The sequence below is a fragment of the Cedecea davisae genome (assembly GCF_044095835.1).
GTDB lineage: Bacteria > Pseudomonadota > Gammaproteobacteria > Enterobacterales > Enterobacteriaceae > Cedecea > Cedecea davisae.
Genome location: NZ_CP172054.1, coordinates 2,275,971 through 2,291,574 on the forward strand (window position 1 = coordinate 2,275,971; position 15,604 = coordinate 2,291,574).

Here is a 15,604-nt window from a genome sequence, read left to right on the forward strand (position 1 = left end):
GCTACTCGTCGCTAAACCAGTCCTGTTTTTCCTGCCTGATTTGCAAGATAGACTGGCTTATTTCATGTAAATGGCGGTGCATTGCGGCATCAACTTCTTCTTCATTCTGCGCTTTCAGCGCATTAAAAATGTCGTGGTGCTGCTCCAGCAGCATCGCCGGGGGCGAAACGTGATCGAGGCTCATGTAACGCACACGATCCATAGTTGCTTTAATATTTTCGACCGTTTCCCACGCCAGGCTGCAATCCGCAATCAGCGCGAGCTGCTGATGGAATTTATCGTCAAGAGAGAAAAAATCATCAATTTTACCGTCGCTGATAGCTACGCTTTGCTGATTGAGTAAATGCTCAAGCGTGAATAAATCCGAGTGGGTTACTTTCGTCGCCGCGCGTTTTACCACCGCTCTTTCGATGGCCTCGCGGATAAAACACCCGTTTTTTACGTGGCTGATGGATATTTTACTTACCCATGTGCCGCGCTGAGGGCGAATTTGCACCAGGCCCGTTTCCGCCAGTTTGATAAACGCTTCCCGCACCGGCTGGCGCGAGACGTCAAAGCGCAGCGAAACTTCTTTCTCCGAAAGTGGCGTACCTGGTGCTATCAGGCAGCGCACAATTTCGTGCCGCAGGATGCGATAAATTTGCTGATTTACCGGCTGAGTGGGATTGATTTCGCTGGAAAGTGGCATGCGTTTTTCTTATTAGAGCTTTTAGGCAAATTTAACATCGAATAACGTTAAAACCTATACCCGGAGTAATCATCCGGGTACAGGGGGAGGATTAACCTTCGCGGTGAATACTCAGCCCGGCAAAAGATTGGCTAACCGGCATCATCTCCAGCGTGTTGATGTTAACGTGCTTAGGCAGCGTTGCAACCCACCAGACCGCCTCGGTTACGTCTTCCGGGGTCAAAGCATTGGCATTTTCGTAGGTTTTACCCGCCATATCATCGTCGCCTTTGAAGCGCACGTTGGAAAACTCTGTGCCGCCAACCATGCCCGGCTCAATATCGGTCACGCGCACGGCGGTTTTATGCAGGTCGGTACGCAGGTTCAGGCTGAACTGGCGCACAAACGCCTTAGTTGCTCCATAGACGTTACCGCCCGCATACGGCCAGCTTCCTGCGGTGGAACCTATGTTGATGATATGGCCGCGATTGCGCTCGACCATGCCGGGCAGCACGGCGCGGGTCATGTAAACCAGGCCCTTGTTGTTGGTGTCGATCATGGTTTCCCAGTCGTCAACGTTGGCTTTGTGCGCTGGCTCCATGCCCAGCGCCAGACCGGCATTGTTCACCAGGATATCAATCTGCTGCCATGCGCCCGGCAGGCTTGCCAGCGCTTCTTCGATAGCGGCGCGGTTGCGCACATCGAGTTGCAGCGTCATCAGGTTATCCCCAAGCTCTTCTTTCAGCTCTATCAGGCGCTCCTGACGGCGGCCGGTGGCGATAACCTTATGGCCATTCTTAATAAAGCGGCGGGTAATGCTTTCACCGAAACCTGCCGTAGCACCCGTAACCAGTACAATCATCTCTTCGTTCCTCAATGATTTTGTTTTCCCCTACATTAGCACGCCAGCGGGCTGCGGTAATCTTAGTTTTATATTAAGAAACAGAGTCAAATACGCTATAACTAGAGATCTTTTCAGGTCACCGGGAGTAAAGAATGCTGCACGACAACCCATTTTTACAGCCGAGTTTATTGCCTTATCAGGCTCCGCATTTTGACGTCATTGCTAACGAGCATTATCGTCCTGCCTTTGATGAAGGTAAGCGTATAAAACGGGAAGAGGTTGCCGCTATCGCCGCTAACCCGGATGCGCCAACGTTTGAAAACACTTATCTGGCGCTGGAGCAAACCGGCGCGATACTGGGGCGGGTGACCAGCGTTTTTTATGCCATGACGTCGGCTCATACCAGCGATTTTTTGCAGCAGCTCGATGAAGCGTTTTCAACCGAACTGGCGGAACTGGCCGATGACATTCGCCTTAATGACAGGCTGTTTGCCCGTCTCGACGAGGTTTATCGTCAGCGCCACGGTTTAGAACTGGATGCGGAATCGCTGCGCCTGATCGAGGTCACATGGCAATACTTCAAGCTGGCCGGGGCAACGCTTAGCGAGGGCGATAAAACGCGTCTGAAAGCGCTGAATAAAGAGAGCGCGCAGTTGACCAGCCAATTCAACAATCGCCTGCATGCGGCAGATAAAGCCGGCGGGCTGGTTGTTGATGATGTCAGCGAGCTGCAAGGCTTAACCGGCGCTGAAATTGCCGCCGCCGCTCAGGCCGCAGCGGACAAAGGGCTGGAGGGTAAATGGCTTATACCTCTGCTGAACTTTACCCAACAACCCGCGTTGCAAAGCCTGGCTAACAGGGCCACGCGTGAAAAACTGTTTAACGCGGGCTGGGAACGCTCTCAGCGCAACGACGTCAACGACACTCGTTCCATTGTGGCGCGCCTGGCGGTACTACGGGCAGAACAGGCCAGGCTGTTGGGCTTTGACAATTATGCGGCCTGGAAAATGGCCGACCAGATGGCAAAAATGCCCGATGCGGCGCTGCGCTTTATGAGAAATATTGTGCCTGCCGCAACCGGGCGCGCCGGGCGCGAACTGAAAGACATTCAGCATGTTATTGACCAACAGCAGGGTGGTTTTCAGGCAGCCGCCTGGGACTGGCAGTTCTACGCCGAACAGGTTCGCAGCGCTAAATACGATCTCGACGAAGGCCAGATTAAACCCTACTTCGAGCTTAACGGCGTGTTGCACAACGGCGTGTTCTGGGCGGCCAGCCAGCTTTTTGGCCTGAACTTCGTCGAGCGGTTTGATATCCCGACTTATCACCGGGACGTGCGAACCTGGGAAATATTCGATAAAGACGGGCGCGGCATGGCGCTGTTCTACGGCGATTTCTTTGCCCGCGACAGCAAAAGCGGCGGGGCGTGGATGGGCAACTTTGTCGAGCAGTCAACGCTATTTGGCGCTATGCCGGTTATCTACAACGTCTGTAACTACGTTAAACCGGCGGCCGGTGAGGCGGCGCTGATTTCCTGGGATGACGTAGTGACGCTATTCCATGAATTTGGCCACACGTTGCACGGCCTGTTTGCGACCCAGCGCTACGCAAGCCTTTCCGGTACCAATACGCCGCGTGACTTTGTGGAGTTTCCTTCGCAAATCAACGAGCACTGGGCCAGCCAGCCGCAGGTGTTTGCAAACTACGCCCGCCATTACCAAACCAATGAACCTATGCCGGAAGCGCTGCGCAGCAAACTGTTCCGTGCCGCGCAGTTTAACAAAGGCTATGACATGACCGAGCTGCTGGCGGCCGCGTTGCTGGATATGAACTGGCACAGCCTTGAGGCGGGAACGCAAATTGAGGATGTCACACTCTTTGAATCTCAGGCGCTGGAAAAAGAGCATATCCGGCTGGCCGAAGTTCCTCCGCGTTACCGCAGCAGCTATTTCGCCCATATCTTTGGCGGCGGCTATGCGGCAGGCTACTACGCCTATATCTGGACGCAGATGCTGGCGGATGATGGCTATCAGTGGTTTGTGGAGCAGGGCGGGCTGACGCATGAAAACGGGCAGCGTTTCAGGGAGGCTATTTTATCGCGCGGCAACAGCAGCGATTTGGAAGCGCTGTATCGCGATTGGCGCGGTCATGATCCACGCAGCGAGCCGATGTTAAAAAATCGCGGGCTGGCGGGAGAATAACGCTAAGAAAGCGCTCTCATTAATGTAGCCACAGTGAAATCGCACTTAACGCAAACTGCAAAGCTATGATTTGCGTTAAGTGCCTTAAAAATCAAATAGAATATATCCGTGCAATTTACAGGGTTGCTGACTATAAATTGCAGACCTGCTCAGGAAAGTGCAGGGGACTTCTGGGATTTACTGAGTAATTACGGGGCCTGACTGATGTCGGCAGGCTCCCGGATTTTTAACCCCACCGCACGCTCGTTCACCCGCCCCGTTTATTTATGCCTGCGAAGTGTCGTCGTCTTTGCCGTAGTAAAGCTTGCCTATCTTAATCAGCGGGCGATCGTTGGCTTTGCGGTGCAGGTTGGTGTCGCGCAGGGAATAAACGCAGCCGCAATACTCCTGCTGGTAAAACTGCTCGCGCTTGCTTATCTCAATCATGCGTGCAGAGCCGCCCTGTTTACGCCAGTTATAATCCCAGTAGCTCATGCCTTCATAAGGCGCAGCCGCACGCTGGCCGCAGTCGTTGATCTGCTGCATGTTTTTCCAGCGAGAAATACCGAGTGAACTACTGATGACGTTAAACCCGTGCTCGTGGGCATACAGCGCGGTGCGTTCAAAACGCATATCGAAGCACATCGTGCATCTGACCCCGCGCTCAGGCTCCCACTCCATCCCTTTTGCCCGTTCAAACCAGTTATCGGTATCATAGTCGGCATCCACAAACGGCACGCCATGTTGCTCGGCAAAGCGGATATTCTCTTCTTTACGCAGCAGATACTCTTTCTGCGGGTGAATATTAGGGTTGTAGAAGAAAACGGTGTATTCGATACCGGAAGCCTGAATCGCCTCCATCACTTCGCCCGAGCAGGGGGCACAGCAGGAATGCAGCAACAGTTTCTTTTCGTTATTAGGCAGTTGCAACATTGGGCGGATAAATTCTTGCATAGCAATATCCTGAAATTGAATTCACGTATCGGCAAAGGTTAGCAGGATTTGGGCAACAGAATAACCATAAATAATTAAAGATATTAATGTTAAGGCCATTTTTCAGGCCTTAACGATGCTCAGAGTTGCTCTAACGCACTCATCACGGCTTCCGGCATAGAAGGGCGGCCGTTTGCCAGGCAGGTTGCGACAAAAGTCGCCTCGGCATAAACCACACCGTCGACTTTTATCTGTTGGGCGAAGTTCACGCGGTTACGCTTCTCATTGCGCTCTAATTGGCAGGTGACTTCGACGCTGTCGCCTTTTTGCAGGCTTTTGCGAAAGCGCAGGGAGTATTCCAGCACCATATAGAGCTTGCCCTGGCGAAACTCTTCTTCGATATCAATCCCCAGCGCTTCACGCATATACGCGTGGCGGGTCCACTCCATATAAAACGGGTAATAAAGGCCGTCTACCACGCCCTGAAAATCAATATGGCTTTCATCAACTTCATAATGCTTTGAAAACATGCTTCGTTCCTGATGTCGTTTAGGTAAGAGTTAAAAGCGCCAGAAAACGCCGTTTTGACCGTTTTTTGCACAGCTCATTTGTGATACAATCGTCCTGATTTCACAACCAAACAGAGGATTAACATGGACACCGAGATAACCCCAACCACCTTAGCGTTTGAATTTCTTCGCCGTGAGCAGGAGCAGTTGACCCCCGCACAATTCCTGATCCGCCTGCAGCAGCTAAAACTGGAGTTTGCCGATCTACTGGGCTTAACCCACCTTGAGCTGCGCGAAGAAATCTCCCATGCGCACCGGTTGGGGATTCATTGATTCCTCTCGAATGAGCCACCGTCTGCGGTGGCTTTCTGTTTTCACGCTCAGCGTGAAAAGAAAATCAGCTTCAGCCCCAGAATCCCCATCACGCCGCCCACCAGCCTGTCGATAACCGTCTTAAAGCGCAGATACGCGTTGCGTGGCCTTTCAGATGAGAGCACCAGCGTAACAATCGAGTACCAGCCTGCGTCAATCACAAAACAGAGCAACGGTAGCACCACATAATAGAAGGTCGGGATCTCTCGCGGCAGCAACGCGGTGAAAATACTGGCAAAAACTACCGCCGTTTTCGGGTTACTAAGCTGGGTGAAAAGCCCGTCGCGAAAGGTCGAAAACATGCTCTTCTCACTTTTGCCGACATTGCCTACGTGTAGCGGCTCGCGTGAATGGCGAATGATTTTATAAGCCAGCCACAGCAGATAAATGCCTCCCGCAATTTTTATTCCGGTATACGCCACCGGAACCGCCAGAAGAAAAGCCTGTAAACCCAGAAGCGCCATCAGCGAGAACGCCGCAGCACCAACGCCGGTGCCTAAAGCCGTCACCAGGCCGTGCGCCCGTGAACGAGCAACGGCATTCTGCGCCACATAAACAAAGCTGGGGCCGGGGCTCATCGCCCCCAACGTAACGGTGGCGGTAATTGCGAAAAGGGTGGTAATAGCGCTCATCTGCGGCCTTTCTGTGAGTGGGGAAACAAAACTTTTAACCTGAAAATACAAAGGCTGACAACTGAAACTGTGTGCGCATTTATTACTGCCGCTCCCGTAACCTGTCTATCATCCATCGCCCGGCAGGGCCCGGCGGTGTTTTATTCGACCATGCAACGTCAACTTCCAGCATTTGAGGCCAGCCTTCCACCGGCAGCGCCTTCAGCACGCCGTGGCCAAACTGTTTCACCAGCCAGCTCGGCAATATTCCCCAGCCAAATCCCTGTTCCGCCATCTCCAGCAGCAACAGCAGAGAAGGTGAAGACCAAACGGGCCCGCGCTCGGCCACATTACCCGGGCGAACAAAAGTTTTCAGCACCAGCTGCCGTACGGTATGTAACTCGTCCATTCGCACCTCTTTACGGGCGGCCAGAGGGTGATCCCGATGGATAAAAATGGTCATCTCGGCGCCAACCTGCAGGCGTGCGACGGTGATATCCGGCGGATAATTTTTCTGCACACGCAAAACGCCTACGTGGGCGCGGCCGGATTGCAGCAGGTCGATAACGTCTTCATCTTCGGCAATCATGCACTCGAACTCTATATCCGGGTAGAGCGCGGAAAACTGCTGAAGAATCGACTCATGATGGGCGGTTTGCCACATGTCGGAGAGCACAAAGCTCAGGCGCGGTTCGACGTTATCCGCCAGCCTTACCGAGACCTCATCAAGCCGCTCGCTGGCGGCAAATATGGCCTGTACGTAGGGCAGAATCCGCTGACCGTGGGCGGTAATCGTTGGCTGGCGGGCGTGGCGGTCAAACAGCGTCACGCCCAAATCCGCCTCAAGATTGGCAATCGCGCTGCTGATGGTGGACTGGCTCTTTTTCAGCTTGCGCGCGGCGGCGGAAAAAGAGCCCGTTTCAACGGCCTGTAAGAAGGCTTCCAGAGATTCCGGTGAGTAACGCATGAACTATCGCTTTTATCGATGGCTGTTAGCTTAATCATATCAGTAATTGCGATGATAATGGCGACCTTGTGAAACAGGAGTCATAAAAATGAAATCGCAAAACAGAACCTTCGCCGAACGTATCGTGCACGCCGTCGGTTTTGAAGTTATCGCCATTGGTATTTGTGCACCCACGGCCGCATGGCTGATGAATAAACCGCTGTTCCAGATGGGAGCGCTGGCGATCATGCTGTCCACCGTCGCCATGGTCTGGAACATTATTTATAACACCGGGTTTGATAAATTCTTCCCGCCGTCCCGCAAACGCGGCATGCCTCTGCGCATCGCCCACGCGCTGGGCTTTGAAGGGGGCTTTATTCTGATCGGTCTGCCGCTGGCGGCGTGGATGCTTAACGTTACTCTGCTGCAGGCGCTGATGGTTGAAATCGGCTTCTTCTTGTTCTTCCTGCCGTATACCGTGCTTTATAACTGGTGTTACGACTGGGTACGGGCGCGTCGTTTCCAGACCGCAGAGAACAGGTAGTTGAAAATTTAATCCGCTTTTGCAGGATTGTGCAATCATCCAACAGGATTGCGCTACAGGAAAATGGCCTGAGTCACCGAGACTTAAACGGTAGACACAACCCCTGGAGCGCAACCCATGAAAACCCTCAATACTATTTATATCAACGGTCAGCACCTTACGCCGCACGGCACCGAGGTGCTGACTTTGCTTCACCCGGTCAGCGAGCAGCCCGTCGCCCACGTTCGCCTGGCGGATGAAGAAGATACCCGCCTTGCCATCGCCGCCGCAAAAGCAGCTTTTCCCCAGATGCGCCTTTCAAGCCGCGAACAGCGGATGATTTGGCTGCAAAGGCTGCATGATGCACTAAAAGCGCGTGAGTCCGAGCTTATAGAAACTATGGTAGAAGAGTACGGTTGCCCGACCGGCTTTGCCCAAAGCACCGTCGTCCGCTCATATACCGGCTTTCTTCAGGCCAGCGAATTGCTGAAAAACTATCCATTCGAAACCCAGGTTGGTACGGCTACAGTAGTTATGGAGCCGCTTGGCGTTGTCGGCCTGATTACGCCCTGGAACGCTAATTACGGTTTTATTGCCAATAAGCTGTCCATGGTTATCGCCTCCGGCAGCACGGCCGTTATTAAACCCAGCGAGCTAAGCGCACAGCAAACGGCCTTGATTACCGAATGTCTGCATGAGGCTGGCCTTCCTGACGGCGTGATTAATATTGTCACCGGCCTCGGCAATGTGGTGGGAGCCGAGATAACGCGCCACCCGGACGTTGCCAAAATCTCCTTCACCGGCTCAACCGACGTGGGCAAAACTATTGCCCGTGACGGCGCGGCGACCATGAAGCGCGTAACGCTTGAATTGGGTGGAAAATCGGCCAATGTGCTGCTCGACGATGTGGATCTTGAGCGGGCAATTCCTCTGGCCTTGCAGGTTATGTCGTGGAACAGCGGCCAGGCCTGTATTGCCGGAACGCGGCTGCTGGTGCATGAAAACCGTCTGGAAGAAGTTAAAGAGCAGATACTGAAACACCTGAATACGCTGGTGGTGGGTGACCCGAGCGACCCGCAGACTACTATCGGGACCGCCGTTACCGCCCGCCAGTATCAGCGCGTGCAGAATTACATTCGTACCGGCATCGAAGAAGGTGCGGAGCTGCTGTGCGGCGGGGAAGGTCGTCCGGCGGGCTTAACCAGCGGCTATTTTGTTAAGCCTACGGTATTCGTCAACGTGCGCAATGATATGACTATTGCCCGGCAGGAGATCTTCGGGCCGGTATTGTCTGTTATAACCTACAGGGACGATGCCGAAGCGGTGCAAATTGCCAACGACACGGTTTATGGCCTACAGGCTTATGTCAGCGGGAAAGATGCTGAACGTACGGCGTCTATTGCCAGCCAGCTGATTGCCGGGCGCGTGTTTATTAACGGCGTTTACGACGAGCCGCTCGCACCGTTTGGCGGCTTCAAACAGTCGGGTCTGGGGCGGGAGTTTGGCGTCTACGGGCTGGAAGCGTATCTTGAACCAAAAGCCATTATGGGGCGGTGAGATGCAACAACAGGAGCGGCCTGCGGGCCGCATTATCAGTGAATTATGCAGGTTGGTTGCCGGGCGTTTTTCGCCACAAGACTCAGGCCTGAAAGAATTGGGTAGCGCCTTGCCGTGGCTGAGTTTTATTCGCCTGGACGGCCCGACGCTGCTTAACCGCGGCATGCTTTCGCCTTCTATGTGCATGGTGCTTCAGGGCAGCAAAAAAATGCTGATTGGCGAACGCGTCAGCGAATACGGGCCGGGCAGCTACTCGCTTGCGGCGGTGGATATGCCGGTTTCCGGGCAGGTAACCGAGGCCACCGCTCAGAAACCTTATTATGGCGTGCGCATCGATCTTGACGGCAAAGAGATAGCCGACCTGGTAGTGAACATGAAAGTTACGCTCCCGGACGGCAGCGGGGAGAAAACCGGTGCCTGGGTTGCCGACGCGGAAGAAGAGCTTCAGGCGGCTTTTTTGCGGCTGGTTCAACTGCTGGACAGCCCGGAACACCTTTACGCCCTTGCCCCGCTTATCAAGCAGGAAATCCTTTACCGATTGGTCGTTGCCCCGGTGGGAGCCGCTTTCTGGAAACAGGCCCTGGGCTGGGCGCAGGGTAAAGGCGTAGGGGAAGCTATCGCCTGGATAAAACAAAATTATGCCGAACCGCTGATAATTGATGAGCTGGCGAAGCGCGTGGGCATGAGCACCTCTGGCCTGCATCATCGCTTTAAAGCGCTGACCATCATGAGCCCGCTGCAATATCAAAAACAGATAAGGCTGCTGGAAGCGCGCCGTCGCTTGCTGAGCAGCGAAGGCGATGTGGCAAGCGTTGCCTGGAAGGTGGGCTATGACTCGCCCTCGCAGTTTAGCCGGGAATACCGCCGCGCGTTCGGAGCATCTCCTCTTCAGGATATCGATGCCCTGCGCCAGCAGGGCTCCTCGCTTTAGGCTGGTTTACGCGCCACGATAAACAAACGTGGGAAAGGCATCAGCACGTTGCCGTCATGTTGCTTGCGGTAGGCTCGCTGGAGCAACTGATGATAGCGTTCAAGAAACGCCTCCTGCTGATTACTGTCCAGCCCGTTCAGATAAGGGCGCAGGCCGGTGGAGCTGAGCCATTCGATGATCGCGCGGGCAGAGGGCATGACGTGGAAGTAGGTGGTGCGCCAGATATCAACCAGGCAGCCGGATCCCGCCAGCAAATCGTAATACTCCTGCGCAACGAGCAGCGCCTCGCGGCTGGAACGCGAAATGCCCAGTTCGTCCGCCACCTGGCGCATCAGGCTATGCGTCGGCTCCTGCCAGTTATCCGGCATCTGTACCGCCAGCACGCCTCCTGCGGCAAGCTGTGAGGCAAGGTGCGGAAACACCTGCTTATGATTCGGTATCCACTGTAACGAGGCGTTGGCAAAAATCACATCCTGCTTCACTTCCGGCTGCCAGCTGGCGATATCAGCCTCTTCAAAACGGCAGTCGGGCAGCGCGGCGGCGGCTTTGGCCAGCATCGCCGGAGAGTTATCAAGGCCGATAATCGCGGCCGTGGGGGCAAGGTTGCGCAGCAGGGCGGTGGAGTTGCCGGGGCCGCAGCCTAAATCGGTAAACGTTTTGGCATCAGGGTGGTTAATTCGGGCAACCAGCTCGGCCGCCGGGCGGGTACGTTCAGCTTCAAACTGCAAATAGAGCGCGGGGTTCCAGTCCTGCATCGTTTTATCCTCGTTGCTTTGCTAACATGCCGACAACTATTTTATACGCTATTGAAGGTAACGCATGGCTAAACATCCGGTAGGCAAATATTTAAGACTACAACTTAACCATAATGGCAACGAGCTGCTGATTTACGTGGTGAAAGGCAGCCGCATCGAGGACATGCCTCCCGATGAGGACGAAGATTATCCGGGCGAAATGCACCTTGCGATGCCGAAGATGAACCGCGAGCTGGACGCCGAACTGGAGCGCTTACTGAGCGAAGCCTCAGGCGGAGACGTCATTGTCATTATCTGCGCCGCTGACAGCGTGTTTGAGCACGGCTTTTCCCAGGTACGAGCGCTGCGCAAATAGTTTTATTACCCGGCACAATGCCGGGTAATTTTAATCATTAGTGAAGCCCAAGACGGAATAATTCCGTTGGCTCATATTGTCCTTCACAGCCTTCTACTTCCACGCACTTGCTACGGCGAATCTGCTCGGCACTTTTCCCTTCGCCGTGAATAGCCTTAATCACGCCAGTTTTGCCCGTGCCGTTAATCAGCACACGGCTACCTGCGGTAATGGCATTGCGATTGCGGTCCCAGGTCATCATCATTTTCAGTGCTCCTCTTTGCGAATGAAAAAATCTGACGGCCACTATTTTAAAAAATCCGGTGGCAGCTGAACATTAATCGAGATCAATACTGGTTCATTTGTATGATGAATGTTGGGTGCTGATAGTTACACCTGTAAACTATTAAAGTGTCGTTTTTTTAACTAATTTGGAGCATGAGTTGACATAAGTCTGGCGGCTGAATATCTTTCTCCGATCGTCTTTTTATACAGCGTTGTTTGTAATGCAACCTTTCTTTGCTGCTTCAAAAAATACACGAATTTCGGTTTGTGCAGGATATTTTAAGGGAGATATTCTGTTCGAGGTGGATGGCTTAACAGATGAATGCGGAGCCGTACCTGATTATGTGGCAAATAGTTTTGCTATTTTAACTCGAGGTGCTCCAACCCGGCCAACTCCTCAGCTTCTTAAGCTTATGAGCTGCCAGTGGGAACAGCTGGCCCAGACTTCGCTGTTATTATCGACGCAAACCCACCCTTATTGGGGAGAGACTATTCTCGGTGGCGACGATGGCTACAACCCTGCCCTGGAATTTTTTGATGAGATAATCCCCAACTACCTGAGAGGGTGGGAATTTGTCTGCGGCCTTATGGTTCCCGAGTACCCGCTTTTCAGCGCACTGGGTGCGTCTTACAAGCTGATGTCCGGAGCCAACGCTGAACGAGTAGACTTCTATTTGCCACAGGCAGAACTGGTTATTGAAATCGATGGAGGGCAGCATGGAGAAACTCACCAGAAACTCAAGGACCGGCAAAGAGACGGCTTTCTGGTACAGCATGGTATTAAAACGCTGCGCCTAAAAACTGAGGATATGCGCCTTAAAAACAATCATTTTTATGATTTTATCGGCCAATTAACTGCACATTTTGAAAAGAGCAAGCAGCTTGCTGGATATAAAAAGATGCTCTCAGACGGAGAGCAGCAGCAACCCTCGGTGCGGTATGAATTAACCGCCATTCTTAGACTACAAATTGCAATAATGCTGGCCATTTCCTGCGGCAAATTAGATTTGCTGTCATCCAGCTGGCGAGTGAATATCAAACAAGACTTCATTTCCGATCCAGAGCGCAAATGGATTGGTCGGGCGTTCGAAGAGTTATTTGGTTGGTTTTCACTGTTTTCAAAAATACGCAACCAGGCGTTTACTCCTCCCGACCTTGTTTTTGATGATGATGGGTTGCTTTTTGATATGCGACTTTTCAGCCGCCCGGATGATAATGCGGGAAATACCGCCGGTATAACGATATATACCAGCCCGGTGCAAAGTCACTCATTCTCTATAGGGACGCAATCTCCAGCTAAGCTAATCAGGCTGCGGTGCTCCGGAAAATCTTATCTAAGCGCGAAAAATCCAGATCAAAGGTTTGTTGGTTTATATTCTGGTGAATGCCTGAATGAATTAAATTATCGAATCTTTGGGCATGGCAGTTTTCGCCCCGGGCAGGAAACGCTTATCTTAAATGCGCTATCAGGACAAAAGTCGCTGGGGCTGATGCCGACAGGAGGTGGGAAATCCCTTTGCTTTCAGATTCCTGCGTTATTGAGCCAGGGGGTCACCATTGTAGTGGTCCCGATCAAAGCTCTCGGCCGGGACCACTGTGCAGAACTAGAAAATGCTGGCTTCTCTGGCCGAGTCGTCAATATTGACAGCGACATGCCCGCAGCGTTGAGAGATAAAATTTATCAAGAACGAATCTTAAGCGGCGATATGCGCTTTGTATTTGTTTCTCCAGAGCGTTTTCAAACAGAAGGGTTCCGCCGTATCGTTCTCCGGCTACGCCAGGCCCATTTGCTGAGAATGTTTGTTATTGATGAAGTCCATTGTATGAGTGAGTGGGGGCACGATTTTCGGCCTTCCTATCTCACCCTACCGGGTACACTCCGCAAAATTGCCGGTGATATTCCCGTTCTCGGGCTTACGGCAACGGCAAGCGTGAATGTGTTGAAGGATATTCAAACCGAATTCCAGATTCCGGATGAGTTCATTGCCTACGAAATGCACCGAAGCCGCACTGAGTTAAATTTCTCTATCTATAAAGGAGATAACTCGTCCAGCGAAGTAATTAAAAAGATTGAGAAAATAGCGCCAGTAAATAGTGATGAGCCAGCGCCGGCTGTGCATATATTTTCGAGGTACGCCAGTGGAAAAAATGGTGTCGAATTATTATCGCAAAGCCTTGCGAAGAAGCGTGGTGATTTAAAAATAGGGTTCTTTTCCGGCTCGATGCCTAAGAGCTTTAACCCTGAAAATGCGTGGCGGATATTGCAAAATAAACCTCTGACGGCGTCAAATGATTATGAGCAATATAAGCAGGTGGTTCAGTCATGCTGGAAGAAAGGTCTGCTTGATATCATTATCACCACCAAGGCTTTTGGGATGGGCGTCAACAAGTCTAATGTTCGGCATACGCTGCATGTCGGAATGCCTGGCTCAATGGAGGCATTTTACCAGGAGGCTGGCCGCGCCGGGAGAGATCGCCGTCCGTCGCACTGCCATATGTTATTCCGCGCAGAAACCGATGAGGCGGAACAAATCTGGCTCAAGCTGCAAGCAAACCTGACACCTGAAGCGGTGGAAAACGAAATATCCTCAAGAGGCCAGGCTTCCAGAGGTGATTTCCGTTCACAGCTTTGGTTTCTCAGGCAGGGATTAATTTCTCTGGCGGATGAACAGGATCTGGTTACCCGCCTCCATGGGATTATCCGCGATTCAGAGAAAGACAGCTTAACAATACATATAAAGAGCGTATGTGGAGATTTGCACAACGGTTTGCGTTTCCAGTTGACGCTTTTCCGCCTCTATCAAATGGGATTAATTGAACCCTGGACCGTCATTGACTGGGGGAGAGGACAAGGTGAGGAGCTTTCGGTGCAGGCGGTAGAGGTTCGACGGTTAAAAACCAGCTTCTCTCAAGCTTGCGGCACGGTTAAAGCTCGTATCCAGTCCATTGACGGTAGAGCGGCCGAGTCAGTGGTGATAGAGAAATTGAATGTCCTGGCCAAAGAAACAGAAAACTGGCCAGGGCTTTATTCATTGCTGCTGGATTGGGTGCGCAGGACTCAGCTTGGCAGCAGGCTGCAATCTACCTGGAACTTGTACAATGCTTGTTTGAAATACACGCCCGAGCAGGCCGTTGCCTTTCGCGACACGCTCGAATCGTTTTTTAAAGTGGACAATAATGCGTTCCAGCTGGCCTCATTGCGAGACATGACGCTGGCCGAGTCGGCGGAGGCGCTTTGTGCATTAATTACATCAAAAGATAGCGAGGAGCTCCTCGATGCTTCTATCCTGAGAAAATTATCCGCCCAGTTGGCTCGTTTACTTGAGGGCACTCAGGAAAGCCCCGGTCTGAATCTTGCGGCTGCCTGCCTGCAATTATTAAATGAAACGGCATCAGACACTGAAACACGTATGCGTTTTCAACAAGCTGTCCCCGAAGGTGTTCTTCGCTTTTGGGAAGAGGACGGGCATACGCTCCTGGCCAAAGTTGCGGGAAGTAACGCCTACGCCCGGGAAGCTATCGCCCATTGGCTGCTCGAGGCTAAGCCAACACGATACCAGCTTTTATCTATACATAAAGATCTCCCGGCGGCGGCCATCAAATCCGCTCTTTTCCGGGAAGTTGCTGACGAATTAGCTCAAATAATCTGAGGAAATAATGTCTTTTGAAGAAGGTTTTGATGCCATTGCCAAAGTGAAAGCATCCAGTGAAAAGCTTGGCGAAGTGATAAGCAAAGTAGAAGAACTTAGAAATTTACTGACGGATGTTCATGATGCACAGAAAAACGCCGGCAGCACATTTGAACAGGCAAATATCACAATTGCTGCATTAACGGAAAAGAGCGCTGAAATACAAAAGCAGCAGGAAGAGATTGAGAACAGCCTATCCCGGCTACCGGCCATTGTTGATGAAGTTATTGAGCAACGGCTAAGCAGAATTATGGAGCAAATGGAAACCCGCATTAGCGAAAGGCTGCGCGATGAGTTGAAGGAAACACGTACCACTCTACGTGAAGCCCATGAGAGCAGGGCGGCTCAAACTGAGTCGCAGATGGAAAAAATCAAAAGCGATATCATTGCTGAAATGCCGCGCGGTATTCTCGGGAGGCGCGGCGCCTGATAACAGTAGTCAGATAAATTCTGATGAAACGGCTGGTT

The 15,604-nt window shown here is 52.3% G+C and carries 16 protein-coding genes; 8 read left to right on the forward strand and 8 right to left on the reverse strand.

Features of this window, described 5'->3' with window-relative positions; translation table 11 throughout:
• Window position 1 precedes the first annotated feature (1 nt).
• Window positions 2-688, reverse strand: a complete 687-nt coding sequence (locus tag ACG1VR_RS11130; protein WP_016536587.1) for a GntR family transcriptional regulator — start codon at window positions 686-688, stop codon at window positions 2-4.
• Between the two features lie 91 nt (window positions 689-779).
• Entirely contained in the window at window positions 780-1,529 is a 750-nt protein-coding gene (gene ydfG, locus ACG1VR_RS11135; RefSeq protein ID WP_016536586.1) for a bifunctional NADP-dependent 3-hydroxy acid dehydrogenase/3-hydroxypropionate dehydrogenase YdfG, read from the reverse strand.
• A 134-nt stretch (window positions 1,530-1,663) separates the two neighbouring features.
• Here ydfG and dcp point away from each other — a divergent pair, with 134 nt between their 5' ends.
• Window positions 1,664-3,712 (forward strand): peptidyl-dipeptidase Dcp, encoded by a 2,049-nt coding sequence (gene dcp / locus ACG1VR_RS11140; RefSeq protein WP_395490942.1) that lies wholly within the window; start codon window positions 1,664-1,666, stop codon window positions 3,710-3,712.
• Window positions 3,713-3,976: 264 nt separating this feature from the next.
• Here the strand turns inward: dcp and ACG1VR_RS11145 are convergent, their stop codons facing one another.
• On the reverse strand, window positions 3,977-4,645 hold the full coding sequence (locus ACG1VR_RS11145; protein WP_016536584.1) for an epoxyqueuosine reductase QueH: 669 nt from the start codon (window positions 4,643-4,645) through the stop codon (window positions 3,977-3,979).
• Between the two features lie 119 nt (window positions 4,646-4,764).
• A complete protein-coding gene (locus tag ACG1VR_RS11150) occupies window positions 4,765-5,154 on the reverse strand; it encodes a thioesterase family protein (protein WP_016536583.1) in 390 nt (129 codons plus the stop codon).
• A 123-nt stretch (window positions 5,155-5,277) separates the two neighbouring features.
• On the opposite strand from ACG1VR_RS11150, the gene ACG1VR_RS11155 reads away from it, so the two are divergent.
• Window positions 5,278-5,466 (forward strand): YdiH family protein, encoded by a 189-nt coding sequence (locus ACG1VR_RS11155; protein ID WP_016536582.1) that lies wholly within the window; start codon window positions 5,278-5,280, stop codon window positions 5,464-5,466.
• Between the two features lie 47 nt (window positions 5,467-5,513).
• Here the strand turns inward: ACG1VR_RS11155 and ACG1VR_RS11160 are convergent, their stop codons facing one another.
• Together ACG1VR_RS11160 and ACG1VR_RS11165 are read right to left on the reverse strand one after the other, a co-directional pair.
• Window positions 5,514-6,137: a LysE family translocator gene (locus tag ACG1VR_RS11160; RefSeq protein WP_395490943.1), complete on the reverse strand. Its 624-nt coding sequence runs from the start codon at window positions 6,135-6,137 to the stop codon at window positions 5,514-5,516.
• An 82-nt stretch (window positions 6,138-6,219) separates the two neighbouring features.
• Window positions 6,220-7,083 (reverse strand): LysR family transcriptional regulator, encoded by an 864-nt coding sequence (locus tag ACG1VR_RS11165; RefSeq protein WP_016536580.1) that lies wholly within the window; start codon window positions 7,081-7,083, stop codon window positions 6,220-6,222.
• Between the two features lie 88 nt (window positions 7,084-7,171).
• Here ACG1VR_RS11165 and ACG1VR_RS11170 point away from each other — a divergent pair, with 88 nt between their 5' ends.
• The 3 genes from ACG1VR_RS11170 (at window position 7,172) to ACG1VR_RS11180 (ending at window position 10,073) form a co-directional block, all read left to right on the forward strand.
• On the forward strand, window positions 7,172-7,606 hold the full coding sequence (locus tag ACG1VR_RS11170; RefSeq protein ID WP_016536579.1) for a multidrug/biocide efflux PACE transporter: 435 nt from the start codon (window positions 7,172-7,174) through the stop codon (window positions 7,604-7,606).
• A gap of 117 nt (window positions 7,607-7,723) precedes the next feature.
• On the forward strand, window positions 7,724-9,142 hold the full coding sequence (locus tag ACG1VR_RS11175; protein WP_395490944.1) for an aldehyde dehydrogenase family protein: 1,419 nt from the start codon (window positions 7,724-7,726) through the stop codon (window positions 9,140-9,142).
• A 1-nt stretch (window position 9,143) separates the two neighbouring features.
• A complete protein-coding gene (locus ACG1VR_RS11180; RefSeq protein ID WP_395490945.1) occupies window positions 9,144-10,073 on the forward strand; it encodes an AraC family transcriptional regulator N-terminal domain-containing protein in 930 nt (309 codons plus the stop codon).
• Here the strand turns inward: ACG1VR_RS11180 and tam are convergent.
• Window positions 10,070-10,828, reverse strand: a complete 759-nt coding sequence (gene tam / locus ACG1VR_RS11185; RefSeq protein WP_016536576.1) for a trans-aconitate 2-methyltransferase — start codon at window positions 10,826-10,828, stop codon at window positions 10,070-10,072. The two genes, ACG1VR_RS11180 and tam, sit on opposite strands and share 4 nt — an antisense overlap.
• 64 nt (window positions 10,829-10,892) lie before the next feature.
• On the opposite strand from tam, the gene ACG1VR_RS11190 reads away from it, so the two are divergent.
• On the forward strand, window positions 10,893-11,183 hold the full coding sequence (locus ACG1VR_RS11190) for a hypothetical protein (protein ID WP_172569883.1): 291 nt from the start codon (window positions 10,893-10,895) through the stop codon (window positions 11,181-11,183).
• A 37-nt stretch (window positions 11,184-11,220) separates the two neighbouring features.
• Here the strand turns inward: ACG1VR_RS11190 and ydfZ are convergent, their stop codons facing one another.
• On the reverse strand, window positions 11,221-11,424 hold the full coding sequence (gene ydfZ, locus ACG1VR_RS11195) for a putative selenium delivery protein YdfZ (protein WP_172570408.1): 204 nt from the start codon (window positions 11,422-11,424) through the stop codon (window positions 11,221-11,223).
• Window positions 11,425-11,668: 244 nt separating this feature from the next.
• On the opposite strand from ydfZ, the gene ACG1VR_RS11200 reads away from it, so the two are divergent.
• Entirely contained in the window at window positions 11,669-15,097 is a 3,429-nt protein-coding gene (locus ACG1VR_RS11200; RefSeq protein ID WP_395490946.1) for a DEAD/DEAH box helicase, read from the forward strand.
• A 7-nt stretch (window positions 15,098-15,104) separates the two neighbouring features.
• Complete coding sequence (locus ACG1VR_RS11205; protein WP_395490947.1) at window positions 15,105-15,566, forward strand: hypothetical protein; 462 nt, start codon at window positions 15,105-15,107, stop codon at window positions 15,564-15,566.
• The last annotated feature ends 38 nt before the right edge of the window (window positions 15,567-15,604 follow it).

Excerpts from the sequence above, each read along its gene's own strand:
- ACG1VR_RS11130 (WP_016536587.1), bottom strand. The coding sequence starts at position 688 with ATGCCACTTTCCAGCGAAATCAATCCCACTCAGCCGGTAAATCAGCAA.
- ydfG (WP_016536586.1), bottom strand. The coding sequence starts at position 1,529 with ATGATTGTACTGGTTACGGGTGCTACGGCAGGTTTCGGTGAAAGCATT.
- dcp (WP_395490942.1), top strand. The coding sequence starts at position 1,664 with ATGCTGCACGACAACCCATTTTTACAGCCGAGTTTATTGCCTTATCAG.
- ACG1VR_RS11145 (WP_016536584.1), bottom strand. The coding sequence starts at position 4,645 with ATGCAAGAATTTATCCGCCCAATGTTGCAACTGCCTAATAACGAAAAG.
- ACG1VR_RS11150 (WP_016536583.1), bottom strand. The coding sequence starts at position 5,154 with ATGTTTTCAAAGCATTATGAAGTTGATGAAAGCCATATTGATTTTCAG.
- ACG1VR_RS11155 (WP_016536582.1), top strand. The coding sequence starts at position 5,278 with ATGGACACCGAGATAACCCCAACCACCTTAGCGTTTGAATTTCTTCGC.
- ACG1VR_RS11160 (WP_395490943.1), bottom strand. The coding sequence starts at position 6,137 with ATGAGCGCTATTACCACCCTTTTCGCAATTACCGCCACCGTTACGTTG.
- ACG1VR_RS11165 (WP_016536580.1), bottom strand. The coding sequence starts at position 7,083 with ATGCGTTACTCACCGGAATCTCTGGAAGCCTTCTTACAGGCCGTTGAA.
- ACG1VR_RS11170 (WP_016536579.1), top strand. The coding sequence starts at position 7,172 with ATGAAATCGCAAAACAGAACCTTCGCCGAACGTATCGTGCACGCCGTC.
- ACG1VR_RS11175 (WP_395490944.1), top strand. The coding sequence starts at position 7,724 with ATGAAAACCCTCAATACTATTTATATCAACGGTCAGCACCTTACGCCG.
- ACG1VR_RS11180 (WP_395490945.1), top strand. The coding sequence starts at position 9,144 with ATGCAACAACAGGAGCGGCCTGCGGGCCGCATTATCAGTGAATTATGC.
- tam (WP_016536576.1), bottom strand. The coding sequence starts at position 10,828 with ATGCAGGACTGGAACCCCGCGCTCTATTTGCAGTTTGAAGCTGAACGT.
- ACG1VR_RS11190 (WP_172569883.1), top strand. The coding sequence starts at position 10,893 with ATGGCTAAACATCCGGTAGGCAAATATTTAAGACTACAACTTAACCAT.
- ydfZ (WP_172570408.1), bottom strand. The coding sequence starts at position 11,424 with ATGATGACCTGGGACCGCAATCGCAATGCCATTACCGCAGGTAGCCGT.
- ACG1VR_RS11200 (WP_395490946.1), top strand. The coding sequence starts at position 11,669 with ATGCAACCTTTCTTTGCTGCTTCAAAAAATACACGAATTTCGGTTTGT.
- ACG1VR_RS11205 (WP_395490947.1), top strand. The coding sequence starts at position 15,105 with ATGTCTTTTGAAGAAGGTTTTGATGCCATTGCCAAAGTGAAAGCATCC.